Source organism: Paraburkholderia sacchari (assembly GCF_000785435.2).
In the GTDB taxonomy this organism is placed as follows: Bacteria; Pseudomonadota; Gammaproteobacteria; order Burkholderiales; family Burkholderiaceae; genus Paraburkholderia; species Paraburkholderia sacchari.
Window position 1 is genome coordinate 1 of the sequence record NZ_JTDB02000019.1, and the last position, 15,911, is coordinate 15,911.

At 63.0% G+C, this 15,911-nt stretch carries 16 protein-coding genes and 1 tRNA gene; 16 read left to right on the forward strand and 1 reads right to left on the reverse strand.

Going from position 1 to position 15,911, the window contains the following annotated elements:
- The 5 genes from ilvN to NH14_RS32795 all read left to right on the forward strand — a co-directional run.
- The coding region (gene ilvN, locus NH14_RS32775) for an acetolactate synthase small subunit (protein ID WP_168727181.1) at positions 1-254 on the forward strand (254 nt) is incomplete at its 5' end.
- Positions 255-347: 93 nt separating this feature from the next.
- Positions 348-1,394, forward strand: a complete 1,047-nt coding sequence (ilvC, locus tag NH14_RS32780) for a ketol-acid reductoisomerase (protein ID WP_167556521.1) — start codon at positions 348-350, stop codon at positions 1,392-1,394.
- Positions 1,395-1,533: 139 nt separating this feature from the next.
- Positions 1,534-2,187 carry a phosphatidylserine decarboxylase gene (locus tag NH14_RS32785; RefSeq protein ID WP_035534386.1) on the forward strand — a complete coding sequence of 218 codons (654 nt, stop codon included), beginning with the start codon at positions 1,534-1,536 and terminating at the stop codon, positions 2,185-2,187.
- Positions 2,188-2,198: 11 nt separating this feature from the next.
- Positions 2,199-3,077: a CDP-diacylglycerol--serine O-phosphatidyltransferase gene (gene pssA, locus NH14_RS32790; RefSeq protein ID WP_035534387.1), complete on the forward strand. Its 879-nt coding sequence runs from the start codon at positions 2,199-2,201 to the stop codon at positions 3,075-3,077.
- A 344-nt stretch (positions 3,078-3,421) separates the two neighbouring features.
- Positions 3,422-4,966, forward strand: coding sequence for a 2-isopropylmalate synthase (locus NH14_RS32795; protein ID WP_035534388.1), 1,545 nt, complete (start codon positions 3,422-3,424; stop codon positions 4,964-4,966).
- Positions 4,967-5,100: 134 nt separating this feature from the next.
- On the opposite strand, the gene NH14_RS32800 is transcribed toward NH14_RS32795, so the two are convergent.
- Positions 5,101-5,571 carry a hypothetical protein gene (locus NH14_RS32800; protein ID WP_237179849.1) on the reverse strand — a complete coding sequence of 157 codons (471 nt, stop codon included), beginning with the start codon at positions 5,569-5,571 and terminating at the stop codon, positions 5,101-5,103.
- Between the two features lie 258 nt (positions 5,572-5,829).
- Here NH14_RS32800 and NH14_RS32805 point away from each other — a divergent pair, with 258 nt between their 5' ends.
- The 11 genes from NH14_RS32805 to NH14_RS32855 all read left to right on the forward strand — a co-directional run bounded on the left by NH14_RS32805 (position 5,830) and on the right by NH14_RS32855 (position 15,767).
- Positions 5,830-7,143 carry a branched-chain amino acid ABC transporter substrate-binding protein gene (locus NH14_RS32805; RefSeq protein ID WP_176329298.1) on the forward strand — a complete coding sequence of 438 codons (1,314 nt, stop codon included), beginning with the start codon at positions 5,830-5,832 and terminating at the stop codon, positions 7,141-7,143.
- A 146-nt stretch (positions 7,144-7,289) separates the two neighbouring features.
- Positions 7,290-7,559 carry a 30S ribosomal protein S15 gene (gene rpsO, locus NH14_RS32810; RefSeq protein ID WP_035534390.1) on the forward strand — a complete coding sequence of 90 codons (270 nt, stop codon included), beginning with the start codon at positions 7,290-7,292 and terminating at the stop codon, positions 7,557-7,559.
- 346 nt (positions 7,560-7,905) lie between these two features.
- Complete coding sequence (gene pnp, locus NH14_RS32815; protein ID WP_035534391.1) at positions 7,906-10,053, forward strand: polyribonucleotide nucleotidyltransferase; 2,148 nt, start codon at positions 7,906-7,908, stop codon at positions 10,051-10,053.
- A gap of 94 nt (positions 10,054-10,147) precedes the next feature.
- Entirely contained in the window at positions 10,148-11,164 is a 1,017-nt protein-coding gene (locus NH14_RS32820) for an NAD(P)H-quinone oxidoreductase (RefSeq protein WP_035534393.1), read from the forward strand.
- A gap of 178 nt (positions 11,165-11,342) precedes the next feature.
- Positions 11,343-12,125: a triose-phosphate isomerase gene (gene tpiA / locus NH14_RS32825; RefSeq protein WP_084226002.1), complete on the forward strand. Its 783-nt coding sequence runs from the start codon at positions 11,343-11,345 to the stop codon at positions 12,123-12,125.
- A 96-nt stretch (positions 12,126-12,221) separates the two neighbouring features.
- Positions 12,222-12,608, forward strand: a complete 387-nt coding sequence (secG, locus tag NH14_RS32830) for a preprotein translocase subunit SecG (protein WP_035534397.1) — start codon at positions 12,222-12,224, stop codon at positions 12,606-12,608.
- Positions 12,609-12,718: 110 nt separating this feature from the next.
- A tRNA-Leu gene (locus tag NH14_RS32835) sits at positions 12,719-12,803 on the forward strand.
- A 161-nt stretch (positions 12,804-12,964) separates the two neighbouring features.
- Positions 12,965-13,324, forward strand: a complete 360-nt coding sequence (gene ndhC, locus NH14_RS32840; RefSeq protein WP_035534399.1) for an NADH-quinone oxidoreductase subunit A — start codon at positions 12,965-12,967, stop codon at positions 13,322-13,324.
- 72 nt (positions 13,325-13,396) lie between these two features.
- Positions 13,397-13,876, forward strand: a complete 480-nt coding sequence (locus NH14_RS32845) for a NuoB/complex I 20 kDa subunit family protein (protein WP_035534401.1) — start codon at positions 13,397-13,399, stop codon at positions 13,874-13,876.
- A gap of 22 nt (positions 13,877-13,898) precedes the next feature.
- Entirely contained in the window at positions 13,899-14,504 is a 606-nt protein-coding gene (locus NH14_RS32850) for an NADH-quinone oxidoreductase subunit C (protein WP_035534402.1), read from the forward strand.
- Between the two features lie 9 nt (positions 14,505-14,513).
- Positions 14,514-15,767: an NADH-quinone oxidoreductase subunit D gene (locus NH14_RS32855; protein ID WP_035534403.1), complete on the forward strand. Its 1,254-nt coding sequence runs from the start codon at positions 14,514-14,516 to the stop codon at positions 15,765-15,767.
- The last annotated feature ends 144 nt before the right edge of the window (positions 15,768-15,911 follow it).

The following is a 15,911-nucleotide window of genomic DNA, read 5'->3' on the forward strand; positions in this document are numbered from 1 at the left end:
CCCACATCGAACGCGAGCTGATGCTGATCAAGGTAAGGGCGGTCGGCAAGGAACGCGAAGAGATGAAGCGGATGGCGGACATTTTCCGCGGCCGCATCATCGACGTCACCGAAAAGACTTACACGATCGAACTGACGGGTGCGAGCGACAAGCTCGACGCGTTCATCGAAGCGATCGACGCCGCTGCGATTCTGGAAACCGTCCGTACGGGCGGCTCGGGCATCGGGCGCGGAGAGCGCATTCTGAAGGTGTGACACCCGATCTATTGATCGCGCACCGCAACTCGACCGGGTGCAGAGCGCAAGAGCGACGCATCCGGTGCAGCGCAAGCTGATAGCAATACCGAAATTCATCAAGTATCTCGCCAAGGAACCAACATGAAAGTTTTCTACGACAAGGACGCCGATCTCTCCCTCATCAAGGGCAAGCAGGTCACGATCATCGGTTACGGCTCGCAAGGCCACGCCCACGCGCTGAACCTGAAGGAAAGCGGCGTGAACGTCACGGTCGGTCTGCGCAAGAACGGCGCATCGTGGAGCAAGGCTGAGAACGCCGGCCTGCAGGTCAAGGAAGTGGCCGAAGCCGTGAAGAGCGCCGACGTCGTCATGATGCTGCTGCCCGACGAGCAGATCGCCGACGTCTACGCGAAGGAAGTGCACGCGAACATCAAGAACGGCGCCGCGCTCGCATTCGCGCACGGCTTCAACGTTCACTACGGCCAGGTGATCCCGCGCGCGGATCTGGACGTCATCATGATCGCCCCGAAGGCGCCGGGCCACACGGTTCGCGGCACCTATTCGCAAGGCGGCGGCGTGCCCCACCTGATCGCTGTCCACCAGGACAAGTCGGGCGCGGCGCGTGACATCGCCCTGTCGTACGCAGCAGCGAACGGCGGCGGCCGTGCCGGCATCATCGAAACGAACTTCCGCGAAGAAACCGAAACCGACCTGTTCGGCGAGCAAGCCGTGCTGTGCGGCGGTACCGTCGAGCTGATCAAGGCTGGCTTCGAAACGCTGGTGGAAGCCGGTTACGCGCCGGAAATGGCGTACTTCGAGTGCCTGCACGAGCTGAAGCTGATCGTCGACCTGATCTACGAAGGCGGCATCGCGAACATGAACTACTCGATCTCGAACAACGCCGAGTACGGCGAGTACGTGACCGGCCCGCGCGTCGTCACGGAAGAGACGAAGAAGGTCATGAAGGACGTCCTGAAGGACATCCAGACCGGCGAGTACGCGAAGAGCTTCATTCTCGAGAACAAGGCCGGCGCTCCGACGCTGCAGTCGCGCCGCCGCCTCGGCGCCGAGCACCAGATCGAAACGGTCGGTGCGAAGCTGCGCGCGATGATGCCGTGGATCGCCGCGAACAAGCTCGTCGACCAGTCGAAGAACTAAATCTGACGGCGTTGTTCCGGGCGTGCGTACGGAATTGCCCAGTCGCACGCTACTCAGTATCAAAGAAAGCCGCCCAGGTGGGATGAACCCTGGGCGGCTTTTGTTATGCTACGGTTTTTAAAATAACAGCGAAGCCACCATGAATTACCCTCATCCGATCATCGCGCGCGAAGGCTGGCCGTTCATCGCCATTGCGGCCGTCGTTGCGCTCCTGATCCATGCGGTCGCAGGCTTCGGTCTCGCATGGCCGTTCTGGCTGATCCTGATCTTCGTCGTCCAGTTCTTCCGCGATCCGCCGCGCCCGATTCCCACCCAGGCCAACGCCGTGCTGTGCCCGGCCGACGGCCGCATCGTTGCGGTCGAAACCGCGCACGACCCGTACGCCAACCGTGAAGCGCTCAAGATCAGCGTGTTCATGAACGTGTTCAACGTGCACTCGCAGCGCTCGCCCGTGGACGGCGCCGTCGCCAAGGTCGAGTACTTCCCGGGCGCGTACCTGAACGCCGCCATCGACAAGGCTTCGACCGAGAACGAGCGCAACGCCGTCGTGCTCACGATGGCCGACGGCACGACCGTCACCTCGGTGCAGATCGCCGGCCTGATCGCGCGTCGCATTCTCTGCTACGTGCGCGCCGGTGAGCCGCTCTCGCGCGGCCAGCGCTACGGCTTCATTCGCTTTGGCTCGCGGGTGGACGTGTATTTGCCGGTTGGCAGCCGCCCGCGCGTGTCGATCGGCGAAAAGGTGTCCGCTTCGTCGACGATCCTCGCCGAACTGCCGACGCAATCGGCATAAGGAGGGCAGCGATGGCCGGACTCAAACCGCGTCGACCCCGCAATGCCGCTGGCGCGCCGCTGCCGCGCCCGTTTCGCCGCAACAAGGCGGTAGTTCAGGATCCCGTGGGCCTTGCCGCGAGCCGTCGCGCTGCGCGCCAGGACTTCCTGAAAAAGCGCGGCATTTACTTGCTGCCCAATGCGTTCACCACCGCGGCGCTGTTTTGCGGCTTCTTCGCGGTCGTGCAGGCCATGAACGTGCGCTTCGAGGTGGCGGCCATCGCCATTTTCGTGGCGATGGTGCTCGACGGCATGGACGGGCGCGTTGCGCGCATGACGCACTCGCAGAGCGCGTTCGGCGAGCAGTTCGACAGCCTTTCGGACATGGTCTCGTTCGGCGTCGCGCCCGCGCTCGTGATGTACGAGTGGGTGCTCAAGGATCTCGGGCGCTGGGGCTGGCTGGCGGCGTTTGTCTACTGCTCGGGCGCCGCGCTGCGTCTCGCGCGCTTCAACACCAATATCGGCGTGGTGGACAAGCGCTTCTTCCAGGGCATGCCGAGCCCGGCCGCGGCGGCGCTGATCGCGGGCTTCGTCTGGCTCGCCACCGACAACCGCGTGCCCGTGAAGCTTTCATGGCTGCCCTGGACGGCCTTCGCGCTGACGATCTACGCGGGTGTGACGATGGTTTCGAACGCGCCGTTCTACAGCGGCAAGGCGCTCGATGTGCGGCATCGCGTCCCATTCGCGGCCACGCTGCTCGTGGTGGTGGCGTTCGTGCTCGTGTCGTCCGATCCGCCGTTGATGCTGTTCGGCCTCTTCGTGCTCTACGGCCTTTCGGGCTACGTGTTCTGGGCCTGGCAGGGCGTGCGCGGGCGCACTAACCCGGCGCGTTCCTCGCCGCGCGAGCGATAGGGCATGGGCCGGCGCGGGGCGCCAGCGGCTGGCAGCAAGGCCAGCCCAATCTGCAAAGGGCTGCGCTTGCAAATGCGCGGCCCTTTTTATTTTGGTGCCGGCTGCCGGGCCGGTGCAATTGCGCTATCGCCGGATTCCCGCTATAGTCGGCGAATGGACACCATCCAGTTCCCCCTCTCTTCTCTTCAAGCCGGCGCGCGACTAAGCACGCTAGCGCTAGCGCGCCTGCCGCGCTGATCTCGCTCGCCCTCCGTCTGCTTCGTTCATTGTCAGCGTCGCCAACGGTGGCGCGAACACCCAAAATCCGTTTTTAGACACTGAACAAGTCCCCCTGGAGACCCGAAATGGCAGCAGACAAGCTCATCATTTTCGATACGACGTTGCGTGATGGCGAGCAATCGCCCGGTGCGTCGATGACGAAAGAAGAGAAGATCCGCATCGCGAAGCAGCTCGAACGCATGAAGGTCGACGTCATCGAAGCGGGCTTTGCGGCCAGCTCGAACGGCGACTTCGACGCGATCCACACGATCGCCGGCATGATCAAGGACAGCACGATCTGCTCGCTCGCCCGCGCGAACGACAAGGACATCCAGCGCGCCGCCGACGCGCTCAAGCCCGCCGACCACTTCCGGATTCACACGTTCATCGCCACCTCGGCGCTGCACATGGAGAAGAAGCTGCGCATGTCGCCCGAGCAGGTGTTCGAGCAGGCGAAGCTGGCGGTGCGCTTCGCGCGCAAGTTCACGAACGACGTGGAGTTCTCGCCCGAAGACGGCAGCCGCTCGGACATGGATTTTCTGTGCCGCGTGATCGAAGCGGTGATCAACGAAGGCGCGACCACGATCAATATCGCCGATACGGTGGGCTACGGCATACCCGAGCTTTACGGCAACCTCGTCAAGACGCTGCGCGAGCGCATTCCGAATTCGGACAAGGCGGTGTTCTCGGTGCATTGCCACAACGACCTCGGCATGGCCGTCGCTAACTCGCTCGCCGGCGTGCAGATTGGCGGCGCGCGTCAGGTGGAATGCACCATCAACGGTCTGGGCGAGCGCGCAGGCAACACTTCGCTCGAAGAAATCGTCATGGCCGTGAAGACGCGCAAGGACTACTTCGGCCTCGAACTCGGCCTCGACACCACGCAGATCGTGCCGGCCTCGAAGCTCGTCTCGCAGATCACCGGCTTCGTGGTGCAGCCGAACAAGGCCGTGGTGGGCGCGAACGCGTTCGCGCACGCGTCGGGCATCCACCAGGATGGCGTGCTCAAGGCGCGCGACACGTACGAAATCATGCGCGCGGAAGATGTGGGCTGGACGGCGAACAAGATCGTGCTCGGCAAGCTTTCGGGCCGCAACGCGTTCAAGCAGCGCTTGCAGGAACTCGGTATTGCGCTCGAGAGCGAAGCTGAGCTCAACAGCGCGTTTGCGCGCTTCAAGGAGCTGGCCGACCGCAAGGCCGAAATTTTCGACGAAGACATCATCGCGATCGTGACCGAGGAGTCGGCCGAAGCTCAGGAGAAAGAGCACTTCAAGTTCGTCTCGCTCGCGCAGCACTCGGAAACGGGCGAGCGCCCGCACGCTCGTGTGGTGTTCTCGGCGGACGGCAAGGAAGTGACCGGCGAAGCCGCGGGCAATGGTCCCGTGGACGCCACGCTCAACGCCATCGAAACCGAAGTGGGGAGCGGCTCGGAACTGCTGCTGTACTCGGTCAACGCGATCACGACGGGCACCCAGGCACAAGGCGAAGTGACGGTGCGCCTCTCCAAGGCGGGCCGCATCGTCAACGGCGTGGGCACCGACCCGGATATCGTCGCTGCCTCGGCGAAGGCGTATATCTCGGCGCTGAACAAGCTTTATTCGGGCGACAAGCTCAATCCGCAGCGTTCATAAGCGGTGCCAGCGAGGCGGGGCGATTTGCCCCGCATGCGCTACTCCTCTCAAATGTAAAGCCCCCGTGCTCGCGAGAGCGCGGGGGCTTTGTTTTGCCAGGCTGATGGCGATGCGCGAGGGAGCGCTTGCCGGACTTAGAACATGCTGCGCCGGTCGGGATCGTGAAGCGGATCGGGCGTCTTTTGCGTGAGCCGCAGAATGCCCTGGTCGTCGAAATAGAAGCTGTAGAGCATGTACCAGACGCCGTCTTCGAGGTAGCGGTAGGTCCAGGCGTCGCGCTTCATCAGCGGGAAGTAGGCGGTTTCGACCGGGCGGCCGAAGTTCACGAGCACGTCGGTGCGCGTCCATTTGCCGATCTCGGCTTTGTAGAACTCGTTGGGCTGCAGCACCTGGCGCACGCTCTGCACCTTGCCGCTGGCGTCGATGTCGGCGGCGACGGTGGTTTCGCCCATTGGCTGGGTGGGCCACATCAGGCGCTTGCCGCCGTTGGGGAGATCGTAGACTTCGCGCGGCGGGCCGAAGCGGGCGGTCACGGCCTGGGCGTCGTCGCCCGCGTGAAATTGTTGCCACGGCTGCACGCAGCCGGCGAGTGCGAGCGCGCCCATGCTGGCGGCGAGTGCGCGGCGCGTGGCGCGCGGCAGCCGCGCGGCGATGGCGGATGAAAGGCGCTTGAGCATGAAGTCCCCCGTTGGCACGCGTGCGATGGACGCCGTGCGGATTCGAACCTGGGTTCGAACTGTCTGGAACCCTCTCTGGAACCGTTATTTTGACACGTCGGGATCGCGATGGCTTGCCGGGGTGCGCATGGACGTCCTATGATCCGCGCTTCATATGTAGTGGGTAATGGACGAAGAGGCGGGCGCATGAAGACATGCATCAAGACACGATGGACGCGCGCGAAGGCGGTGCTGGCGGCGACAGGGTTGGGCGTGGCGCTGACGGCGGCTGGCGCGCATGCGGCCCGCGCGCCAGCGCCTGCTGGCCAGCCGATCCAGCTTGCGCTCATCGAAGGTATGTCCGGCCCATTCGCGGACGCGGGCGCGGCCGTCGAGCGCAATCTGCGTTTCGGTGTTGAGCGCGTGAATGCGCGCGGCGGCATCATGCTGGCCGATGGGCGCCATCCGCTCGAACTGGTGGTGCTCGACAGCAAGGGCAGCACCGAGGCGGCGCTGATGCAACTGCGCGCGGCGGCGGATCGTCATATCGGCTTCATCCTGCAGGGGAATAGCTCGGCGGTGGCGGCGGCGCTCGTCGCGGCGATCGATCGCCAGAACGCGCGCGAGCCCGATAACCGCGAGCTCTTCCTCAACTATTCGGCCGACGACCCCGCGCTCACCAATGCGAACTGCAGCTTCTGGCACTTCCGCTTCGACGCGCACGCGGGCATGCGCATGGATGCGCTCGCGGACGTGATCGCCGCCGATAAATCGGTGAAGAAGGTCTACCTGCTGAATCAGGACTACAGCTTCGGCCACGACGTGAGCACGCTCGCGCGCGCGGCGCTGGCGAAGCAGCGCCCGGACATCGCCGTGGTGGGCGACGAATTTCATCCGATCGGACGGGTGAAGGATTTCGCACCTTATGTCGCGAAGATTCGCGCGTCGGGCGCGGACGCCGTCATCACCGGCAATTGGGGCAGCGATCTCACGCTGCTCGTGAAGGCCGCGCGCGAGCAGGGTCTCGACGCCCGGTTCTACACGTTCTACGGCAACAGTCTTGGCGCGCCGGCGGCGCTCGGCGAGGCCGGCGTCAAGCGCGTGGTCGCCGTGGCGGACTGGCATCCGAACGCGGGCGGCGCCGCCTCTGACGCGTGGTATGCGGCGTTCCGGGCCCGCTATCCGGCAGCGCAGGACGACTATCCGGTGCTGCGCATGGGCATGTTCGTGGAGATGCTCGCCCAGTCCATGACGAAGGCCGGCTCGGCGCAGCCGGAGGCGGTCGCGAAGGCGCTCGAGGGCATGCGCTACACGGGAGGCGAAAGCAGCTTCCATCCGATGTGGATGCGCGCCGACGATCATCAGGTGATCCAGCCCCTTTACGTGATGCAGATGGACAAGCAGGGCGCGCCGGGCGTGCGCTACGACAACGAGGGCTCGGGATTCGGCTTCCGCACGGTGCTGGCGTTGCCGGCGGAGCGCACTGTGCCGGCGACGGTCTGCAAAATGAAGCGGCCCTGAACCGGGCCCGCGCAGGCCGGGTTCGCGGCGAATTGGGCCTGTGCTACAATGCGCGTCTTGTCGTGATTCACGCCAAGTCCACAACAGTCACAACCACGGCACGGCCATTCTTCCGTGACCGCTTGTTTGTTTTAAAGGAAAGCAAAATGTCCGTAGCAGATATCAAGAAGTCCGACATCGTCGCGCAATTCGCGCGTGGCACCGGTGACACGGGTTCGCCCGAAGTCCAGGTTGCGCTCCTGACGTCGCGTATCAACGAACTGACTGGCCACTTCAAGTCGCACCAGAAGGATCACCACAGCCGCCGCGGTCTGCTGCGCATGGTGAGCCGCCGCCGCAAGCTGCTCGACTACCTGAAGGGCAAGGACGCAGATCGTTACCGCGCACTGATCGAGAAGCTGGGTCTGCGCAAGTAATCGCAAGGTCTTGCCGAAAGATGCCTGTGTCAGTTCCACTGATGCAGGCATTTTGTTTTTGAACGGTCCGCTTCATGCGATGCGCGCCGGATAGCAGTACGAAGCAGCAACAGTAGCGGTAAAGCAGCAGTAAAGAGCAGCAGGGCCGGGCCTCGTGGCAGAGCTTTGTGTCATTCCATCGAATCGTGTGCGACAACACGCCGTAGGCGCGCTGCGTCGGCGTCGCATCCGCGCGGTCCGCTGGAATGGCATAACACTCCTCTACCTGCGCGGTGCCGGATTCTGTCTTGCCGTGTCGCTCGCGTGTGCGGGCGGCGCATAACAAATGAGTAAGGAGTGAGTGACCATGACCATGTTCAATAAAGTCGTGAAGGAATTCAAATGGGGCCAGCACAATGTGCGCCTCGAAACCGGTGAGATCGCCCGTCAGGCGAGCGGCGCCGTCATCGTCGACGTCGAAGACACCGTCGTGCTCGCGACCGTCGTTGGCGCGAAGACCGCGAAGCCGGGCCAGGACTTCTTCCCGCTCACCGTCGACTACATCGAGAAGACCTATTCGGCCGGCAAGATCCCGGGTGGCTTCTTCCGCCGCGAAGGCCGTCCGTCGGAAGGCGAGACGCTGATCTCGCGCCTGATCGACCGTCCGCTGCGCCCGCTCTTCCCGGAAGGCTTCTACAACGAAGTCCAGGTCGTGATCCACGTCCTGTCGATCAACCCGGAAGTCCCGGCTGACATCCCCGCGCTGATCGGCGCGTCGGCTGCGCTGGCGATCTCGGGTCTGCCGTTCAACGGCCCGGTGGGCGCCGCACGCGTGGCCTACATCAACAACGAATACGTGCTGAACCCGACGCGCGCGCAGATCAAGGACTCGCGTCTCGACCTCGTCGTGGCCGGTACCGAGCGCGCCGTGCTGATGGTGGAATCGGAAGCCGATCAACTGCCGGAAGACGTGATGCTCGGCGCCGTGGTGTTCGGCCACGAGCAGATGCAAACGGCTATCGACGCGATCCACGAACTCGTTCGTGACGGCGGCAAGCCCGAGTGGGACTGGCAGCCGGCACCGAAGGACGAGGCGCTCAACGCACGCGTCACCGACATCGCCTACAACAACCTGCTCGCCGCGTACCAACTGCGCGACAAGCAGCAACGTTCGACCAAGCTGAAGGAAGTCTACGCAGCTACGTCGGCGAAGCTCGAAGAAGAAGCGGCTGCGGCCGGCACGACGGCGGCCGACAAGGCCACGGTCGGCAACATCATTTTCGACCTCGAAGCGAAGATCGTCCGCTCGCAGATCCTCAACGGCGAGCCGCGCATCGACGGCCGCGACACACGCACCGTGCGCCCGATCGAGATCCGCACCGGCGTGCTGCCGCGCACCCACGGTTCGGCGCTCTTCACGCGCGGCGAAACGCAGGCGCTGGTCGTCGCGACGCTCGGCACCAAGGGCGACGAGCAGATCATCGACGCGCTCGAAGGCGAGTACCGCGACCGCTTCATGCTCCACTACAACATGCCCCCGTTCGCGACCGGCGAAACGGGCCGCGTGGGTTCGCCCAAGCGCCGTGAAATCGGTCACGGCCGTCTCGCCAAGCGCGCGCTCGTCGCGTGCCTGCCGGGCCCGGACGAATTCGGCTACTCGATCCGCGTGGTCTCGGAAATCACCGAGTCGAACGGTTCGTCGTCGATGGCTTCGGTGTGCGGCGGCTGCCTCGCGCTGATGGACGCCGGCGTGCCGATGAAGGCGCACGTCGCGGGCATCGCGATGGGCCTGATTCTCGAAGGCAACAAGTTCGCGGTCCTGACCGACATCCTCGGCGACGAAGACCACCTCGGCGACATGGACTTCAAGGTGGCGGGCACGGAAGCTGGCGTGACCGCGCTGCAGATGGACATCAAGATCCAGGGCATCACCAAGGAAATCATGCAGGTCGCCCTCGCGCAAGCGAAGGAAGGCCGTATGCACATCCTCGGCAAGATGACCTCGGCGGTCTCTGGCGTGAACACCGAGCTGTCGGCCTACGCTCCGCGCATGATCACCATCAAGATCAATCCGGAGAAGATTCGCGACGTGATCGGCAAGGGCGGTTCGGTGATCCGCGCGCTGACCGAGGAAACCGGCACGACCATCGACATTTCGGACGACGGCGTGGTGACCATCGCTTCGACCTCGAGCGAAGGCATGGCCGAAGCGAAGAAGCGCATCGAGAACATCACGGCTGAAGTGGAAGTGGGCCAGGTGTACGAAGGCGCGGTCCTCAAGCTGCTCGACTTCGGTGCGATCGTGAACCTGCTGCCGGGCAAGGATGGCCTGCTGCATATTTCCGAAATCGCCAACGAGCGCATCAAGGACATCAACGACTACCTGAAGGAAGGCCAGATCGTGAAGGTCAAGGTCATCCAGACGGACGAGAAGGGCCGCGTGCGCCTGTCCGCCAAGGCGCTGCTCAACGAAGCAGCCGCTAACGGCGCACCGCAGGGCGAGCCGCAGCAGTAAGGCGGTTTGCTGAAACGGCCGGCACGCGATGAGCGCGCCGGCCGTTTTTTTATGAGAATGTGAAATTGAGATTTACGCCCTACGGAGACGCGAGATGAAGGCAGTGGAAATTACTGAATTCGGTGCGCCGGACGTGCTCAAGCTGACCGAGCGCCCGATGCCCGAGCCAAAGGCAGGTGAGGTGCTGATCAAGGTGGGCGCGTCGGGCGTGAACCGTCCCGACGTGTTTCAGCGCAAGGGTTCGTATGCGCCGCCGCCGGGAATTTCCGATCTGCCGGGGCTCGAGGTGGCGGGCGAGATCGTCGGCGGGGCGATCGACGAAAAGAGCAATCCGTTCGGCCTGAAGATCGGCGACCGCGTATGCGCGCTGATCGCGGGCGGCGGCTATGCGGAGTACGCGGTCGCGCCCCTCGGCCAGTGCCTGCCGGTGCCGAAGGGGCTCACGGATATTGAAGCGGCTTCGTTGCCCGAGACCTATTTCACGGTGTGGAGCAACGTGTTCCAGCGTGCCTTGCTCGGCAAGGGCGAGGGCGGCGAGAACGAGACGCTGCTCGTGCAGGGCGGCTCGAGCGGGATCGGCGTTACTGCGATCCAGATCGCGCATGCACTCGGTTTTCGCGTCTTCGCGACGGCGGGATCGGACGACAAGTGCCGGGCCTGCGAGCAACTGGGGGCTGACCGAGCCATCAACTATCGCAACGAAGATTTCGTGGAGGTCGTGAAGGCGCTCACGAACGACCGTGGCGTCGACGTGATTCTCGACATGGTGGCGGGCGCTTATGTGTCGCGTGAGCTTTCGGCGCTGGCCAATGGCGGCCGCATCGTACTGATTGCGACGCTCGGCGGCTCGAAGGCGGAGATCAACATGGGCGAAATCCTGCGCCGCCGCCTGACGATTACGGGCTCGACGCTGCGTGCCCGTTCGGTCGAGTTCAAGGCGCAAATCGCCCAGGAGTTGAAGGCGCAAGTGTGGCCGCTGCTCGAAGCGGGTCGGATCAAGCCGGTCGTGTTTCGCGTCTTCCCGGCCGCGCAGGCGGCCGAGGCCCACGCGCTGATGGAGAGCAGCGAACACATCGGCAAGATCATGCTCGATTGGGGACAGGCGGCCTGATCGCGCGGCTGTGAACCCGCGCAGCCCGCTGTATGGGGCAATGGCGGGTTCATGCTTTGATTTTTCGGCATTTTTTTGATGCTTTTTTCGTGTGTCCGGAGCTGGCCGGTTTGACCCGCCTCGATTGCACGCAGTAAAATTCTGCGTTTTGCGTCCGCTTTTAACAGCAACCGGAACAATGACGAATCAACGATCGAAGCTCGTAGTCGGTAACTGGAAGATGCATGGTCGCCTCGCGGCCAATGCGGCATTGCTCGAAGGCGTCGCTCAGGGCGTGCAGTCACTGCCCGCCGAGGTGCGCGTCGGCGTGTGCGTGCCGTTTCCCTATCTTGCGCAGGCTCAGACGCTGCTCGGCGTCAGCCGCGTAGTCTGGGGCGCGCAGGACGTATCCGCGCACGAGCAGGGCGCCTATACCGGCGAAGTCGCAGCGGCCATGGTTGCCGATTTCGAGGCAGGGTTCGCGATCGTTGGTCATTCGGAGCGTCGCGCGTACCACGGCGAAAGCTCCGAACTCGTTGCGCGGAAGACGCAGCGCGCGCTTGCAGCCGGCCTCACGCCGATCGTCTGCGTGGGCGAGACGCTGGAACAGCGCGAAGGCGGCACGACCGAGCAAGTGGTCGGCACGCAACTCGACGCGGTACTGGCGGTGTTGTCGGTCGAGGAGGCGGCGCGCATCGTCGTTGCCTATGAGCCGGTTTGGGCCATTGGCACTGGCAAGAGCGCGACTTCGGAACAGGCGCAGCAGGTGCATGCTTTCCTGCGTGCGCGGCTTGCCGCGAAGGGCGCGCAGGTGGCGGACGTGCCGCTGCTGTACGGCGGCAGCGTGAAGCCGGAGAACGCGGCGGACCTGTTCCGTCAGGCCGATATCGACGGTGGCCTGATTGGCGGCGCTGCGCTGAAGGCTGGGGATTTCCTCGCGATTTGCGCGGCCGCTGGGGTGGGCGCGAGCGTTGCGGAATAAAAAATAAGGCTCGGCACGGCGCCTCTCGTGAGGCTAGTGCCGGCCGAACATGCGTATGCCTTTGGGCTGCGCTCAACAAGGACTCAGGTGAGTGTGATGCTGTATTTGAAAACGTTGATTATCGTCGTCCAGATTTTGTCGGCGCTCGGGGTGATCGGCCTCGTCCTGCTGCAGCACGGCAAGGGCGCCGACATGGGCGCCGCGTTCGGCAGCGGCGCATCGGGCAGCCTGTTCGGCGCGACCGGCGCAGCGAATTTTCTGTCGCGTACAACAGCAATTCTCGCAACGGTCTTTTTTGTCTCGACGCTTGCATTAACTTACTTGGGGTCTTATCATTCGAAGCCTTCGGCAGGCTTGCTGGGCGCTACGGCGCCGGCTCCGGTCGTGGCTTCGGCGCCGGTTGCCGCTTCTGTTCCGGCGGCTTCCGCGGCTAGCGCTCCAGCGGCAGCGCCGGCCGCCGCCAGCAACGACGTACCGAAATAATTCTGAAAAACTTGTTTTTGTGCATTGAACAAAGAGCGGGAACAAGTTAGAATTTAAGTCTTGAAGCGATTCGCGGGTTGCATAAATTGTTGTCCCGGATTGCATGTAGTGCCGACGTGGTGAAATTGGTAGACACGCTATCTTGAGGGGGTAGTGGCGAAAGCTGTGCGAGTTCGAGTCTCGCCGTCGGCACCAATGTTATCTAAAAAATGCCAGCCGCTTGCTTCAGCTTCGGCTGGCATTTTTGCTTTATACGTCGTGTTCGTTTCGTTCGTAGCGCGAAGTACGTAAAGTGATTCCCGCAGCGAGACTTGAAGTTCCTGCGGAACCTCAGAACCAACCGAAAGAGGATAGCCTTGAATCTCGCTACCTATTACCCCGTCCTGTTATTCCTTGTCGTAGGTCTTGGTCTGGGCGTGGCGTTGGTAAGCATCGGCAAGATCCTCGGTCCCAACCGGCCCGACAGCGAAAAAATTTCACCGTACGAGTGCGGCTTCGAAGCGTTCGAAGACGCGCGCATGAAGTTCGATGTACGGTATTACCTCGTGGCCATTCTCTTCATCATCTTCGACCTCGAAACGGCGTTCCTGTTTCCGTGGGGTGTTGCCCTGCGCGATATCGGCTGGCCGGGCTTCCTGTCGATGATGCTGTTTCTGCTCGAATTCCTGCTGGGCTTCGCCTACATCTGGAAGAAGGGCGGTCTCGACTGGGAATAAGGGGTTAATCGCCGGATAGCATGGGTGGCACTGCGGGCACACCGCAGGCCGTCCGTCTGGAGTGGAAAGCAAATGAGTATCGAAGGGGTCTTGAAGGAAGGGTTTGTCACCACAACGGCTGACAAGCTGATCAACTGGACGCGCACCGGCTCGCTGTGGCCGATGACGTTCGGTCTTGCGTGTTGCGCGGTTGAGATGATGCACGCGGGCGCGGCCCGTTACGACCTCGACCGCTTCGGCGTGGTATTCCGTCCGAGCCCGCGCCAGTCCGACGTGATGATCGTTGCCGGCACGCTGTGCAACAAAATGGCGCCCGCGTTGCGCAAGGTCTACGACCAGATGGCCGAGCCGCGCTGGGTGATCTCGATGGGGTCGTGCGCTAATGGCGGCGGCTACTACCACTATTCATATTCGGTCGTGCGCGGGTGTGATCGCATCGTGCCGGTTGACGTCTACGTGCCGGGTTGTCCTCCGACAGCGGAAGCCCTCGTGTACGGGATCATCCAGCTGCAGGCGAAGATCCGTCGTACCAGCACCATCGCCCGTCAATAACGGCCAAGCGCCTCCCCATAATATGGCAAGCAAACTCGAGACCCTGAAAGCGAACCTCGAAGCGGCCCTCGGTGCGCGCGTAGTCAGTCTCACCGAAGCGCTCAGTGAGTTGACCCTGGTCATAAGCTCAAAAGATTACCTCAGCGTGGCAAAGGAGCTCCGCGACAATCCGTCGCTTCGCTTCGAGCAGTTGATCGACCTGTGTGGCGTCGACTATCAGACATACGGCGACGGCGCCTGGGAAGGCCAACGCTTTGCGGCCGTGTCGCATCTGCTCTCCATTACGAACAACTGGCGTCTGCGCCTGCGCGTGTTCGCGCCGGATGACGACGTGCCCATCGTGTCCTCGCTCGTCGACATCTGGAGTTCGGCCAACTGGTACGAGCGCGAGGCGTTCGACCTGTTCGGCATCGTCTTCGAAGGCCACCCCGACCTGCGCCGCATCCTGACCGACTATGGTTTCATCGGCCATCCGTTCCGCAAGGACTTCCCGGTCTCGGGCTATGTCGAAATGCGTTACGACCCGGAGCAGAAGCGTGTGGTTTACCAGCCGGTCACGATCGAGCCGCGCGAAATCACGCCGCGCGTGATCCGCGAGGATCGCTACGGCGGTCTGAGGAAACACTAAGAGGGTCGCATGTCAGAGATCAAGAACTACACGCTCAACTTCGGCCCGCAGCACCCGGCAGCGCACGGCGTGCTGCGCCTCGTGCTCGAGCTCGACGGCGAAGTGATCCAGCGCGCCGATCCGCACATCGGCCTGCTGCACCGTGCAACGGAAAAGCTCGCAGAGAGCAAGACCTTCATTCAGTCGGTCCCGTACATGGACCGTCTCGACTACGTGTCGATGATGGTCAACGAGCACGGCTATGTGCTCGCCATCGAAAAGCTGCTCGGCATCGAAGTGCCTATTCGCGCGAAGTACATTCGCGTGCTGTTCGATGAAATCACGCGCGTGCTCAACCACCTGATGTGGATCGGCTCGCACGGGCTCGACGTGGGCGCGATGGCGGTGTTCCTCTACGCGTTCCGAGAGCGCGAAGACCTGATGGACGTCTATGAGGCGGTCTCGGGCGCGCGCATGCACGCGGCTTACTATCGTCCGGGTGGCGTGTATCGCGATCTGCCCGACGCCATGCCGCAGTACAAGGCTTCGAAGATCCACAACGAGAAGGCGCTCGCCCGCATGAACGAGGCGCGCCAAGGCTCGGTGCTGGACTTCATCGACGACTTCTTTACGCGCTTCCCCGCTTGCGTCGATGAATACGAAACTCTCCTCACCGACAACCGCATCTGGAAGCAGCGTCTCGTGGGCATCGGTGTGGTGACGCCGGAGCGTGCGATGCAGTTGGGCCTCACTGGCGCGATGCTGCGCGGTTCGGGCATCGAGTGGGACCTGCGCAAGAAGCAGCCCTACGAGGTTTATGACCAGTTGGATTTCGACATCCCTGTGGGAGTGAACGGCGATTGCTACGACCGTTATCTCGTGCGCGTGGAGGAAATGCGTCAGTCGACTCGCATCGCGAAACAGTGCATCGAGTGGCTGCGCAAGAATCCCGGCCCGGTGATGGTCGACAACCACAAGGTCGCGCCGCCGTCGCGCGTCAACATGAAGTCGAACATGGAAGAGCTGATTCACCACTTCAAGCTCTTCACCGAAGGTTTCCATGTGCCCGAAGGCGAGGCCTACGCAGCCGTGGAGCATCCGAAGGGCGAATTCGGCATCTACCTGGTGTCGGATGGCGCCAACAAACCGTATCGTCTGAAGATCCGCGCACCGGGCTATGCCCATCTGTCCGCGCTGGATGAGATGGCGCGCGGCCACATGATTGCCGACGCGGTCACGATCATCGGCACGCAGGACATCGTGTTCGGTGAGATTGACCGCTAAGCAGCAAATTGCCGGTGCGCCTGGTAAAAGGGCGCATGGCGAAATACCGGGAACGCCACCTCTGTCGCAGCGAGCAGGTACGCTTCACGCGCGACAGGAGTTTGTGTGGCGGGAATTGCAACGGTAGGAAATGAAAGAGTCGTG